At 66.4% G+C, this 2164-nt stretch carries 1 protein-coding gene and 1 pseudogene; both read right to left on the reverse strand.

The genetic code is table 11. The features are described 5' to 3' along the window. Positions 1 to 414 (reverse strand): annotated as a pseudogene (locus AC1DVT_RS19725) (hypothetical protein); the annotation flags it as partial. Between the two features lie 74 nt (positions 415 to 488). Next, positions 489 to 2164, reverse strand: a 1676-nt coding sequence (dnaE, locus tag AC1DVT_RS19730) for a DNA polymerase III subunit alpha (protein ID WP_477391037.1), incomplete at its 5' end; no start/stop codon positions are given.

Below are 2164 nucleotides of genomic sequence, written 5' to 3' on the forward strand. Positions count from 1 at the left end.
CATGTATGTGAGCCACGTGCCCGCAGAGACCGAGAAGGCCACCGAGGCGAACTGATCGATTCCGAGCGATCCGACCCGGCGGATCCCGTCGGGCGACAGGCGGCGCAGCACCACGAGGAAGACGGCGGCCGTCGGAACGGCGATCGTGAGGATCCAGGTGAGCCCCGCCGTCCAGACCGATTCGAAGTGCAGCGGGCTCACCGAGAAGAACGAGACGATGAACGCGACGAGCCACACCCCGGTCAGCGCCACCTCGCGGATGGAGAAGGGACCGACGCCGTACTGCGGCGGCGTCTGGGCGGCCACGTCGACCGACTGCTCTTCGGGAGCTTCGAGGTCCGTCTCGGCGACGCTCGCGGGCTCGGTCCCAGGCTCGGCCTCAGTCACATTCTCGTCCAGCTGTTCGTCTGTCACGATGTTCCCTTCCTGCACGCCTGGCGCACCGTCCCGATACTACCCACGGCCGATGAGACCCGGATGAGGAACACTCACCCCAGGCACTGCGGGCCGAGCAGACCCTTCAGCTCGCCGTAGAGGTCCGCGGTCACCTGCACCGGCATCGGCACCTCGAACACCTTCGCGCTCGAACCCTTGTGCAGGCGCAGCATCACTTCGGTGCGTCCGGGATGCCGTGCCAGCACCTCGGCGAGTTCGCCGACGATCGCCTCGGTGGCGCGATGCTCCGGCATCACGAGCGTCAGCGGGCCCGAGGCATCCATCGCCCCCAGATCCGGCACGAAGGCCGACTGGGCATGCAGGTTCAGACCGTCGTCGCGACGGGAGACCCGGCCGCGCACCACGAGGATCGAGTCGGCCACGAGCGACGCCTGGAACTCGGCGTAGGTCTTGCCCATGAACATCACGGTGACCTCGCCGTCGAAGTCCTCGACGGTGATCATGCCGTAGGGGTTTCCGCTGGATTTCGCGACGCGGTGCTGCACGGTGGTGACCAGACCGGCGACCGTGACCTGGTCGCCGTCGTTCACATCTTCGGAGACCAGGAGGTCGTGGATGCTGGTGGACGCGTGCTTCGCGAGCGGGATCTCCAGGCCGGCGAGCGGGTGGTCCGAGACGTAGAGCCCGAGCATCTCGCGCTCGAACGCGAGCTTGTCCTTCTTGGTCCACTCCGGCCGGTCGGGCACCTTGGCGGGGGCGATCTGCTCGATATCGTCGTAGAGGCTGTCGAAGTCGAACCCGATCGCGCCGGTCGCGGCCTTCCGCTTGACCTCGACAGCAGCTTCGCAGGCGTCCTCGTGGATCTCCATGAGCGCACGCCTGGTCGACCCGAGCGAGTCGAACGCGCCGGCCTTGATGAGGGATTCGACCGTCCGCTTGTTGGCGACATGGATCGGAACCTTGCCGAGAAAATCGTGGAAGGAATCGAAGGATGCCTCTGCGCGCGCCGCGACGATGGCGTCCACGACGTTCGTGCCGACGTTGCGCACGGCGCCGAGTCCGAAGCGGATGTCCTCGCCGACGGCGGCGAAGTAGCGGATGGATTCGCCGACATCCGGCGGGAGCACCCTGATGCCCATGCGGCGGCACTCGTTGAGGTACACCGCGAGCTTGTCCTTGGCGTCGCCCACGCTCGTGAGGAGAGCGGCCATGTACTCCGCGGGGTAGTGCGCCTTCAGGTACGCGGTCCAGTACGAGATCAGCCCGTAGGCGGCCGTGTGCGCCTTGTTGAAGGCGTAGTCAGCAAACGACTCGAGCACCTTCCACAGGGCGTTCTGCGCCGCAGCCGAGTAGCCGTTCGCGGTCATGCCCGCGAAAAAATCCTCCTGCTGCTTGTCGAGCTCGGACTTCTTCTTCTTGCCCATCGCCCGCCGGAGGATGTCGGCTTGGCCGAGCGAGAATCCGGCGAGCTTCTGCGCGGCCGCCATCACCTGCTCCTGATAGACGATCAGGCCGTACGTTCCGCCCAGGACCTCGCTGAGCGGCTCCTCGAGCTCGGGGTGGATCGGGACGCTCTCCTGCAGCTTGTTCTTGCGCAGCGCGTAGTTGGTGTGCGAGTCCACACCCATGGGTCCTGGGCGATAGAGAGCCAGCACGGCCGAGATGTCCTCGAAGTTGTCGGGCTTCATCAGCCGCAGCAGGGACCGCATCGGCCCGCCGTCGAGCTGGAAGACCCCGAGCGTGTCACCGCGGGTGAGCAGTTCGTACG

Source organism: Microbacterium sp. P2_F9 (genome assembly GCF_056403635.1).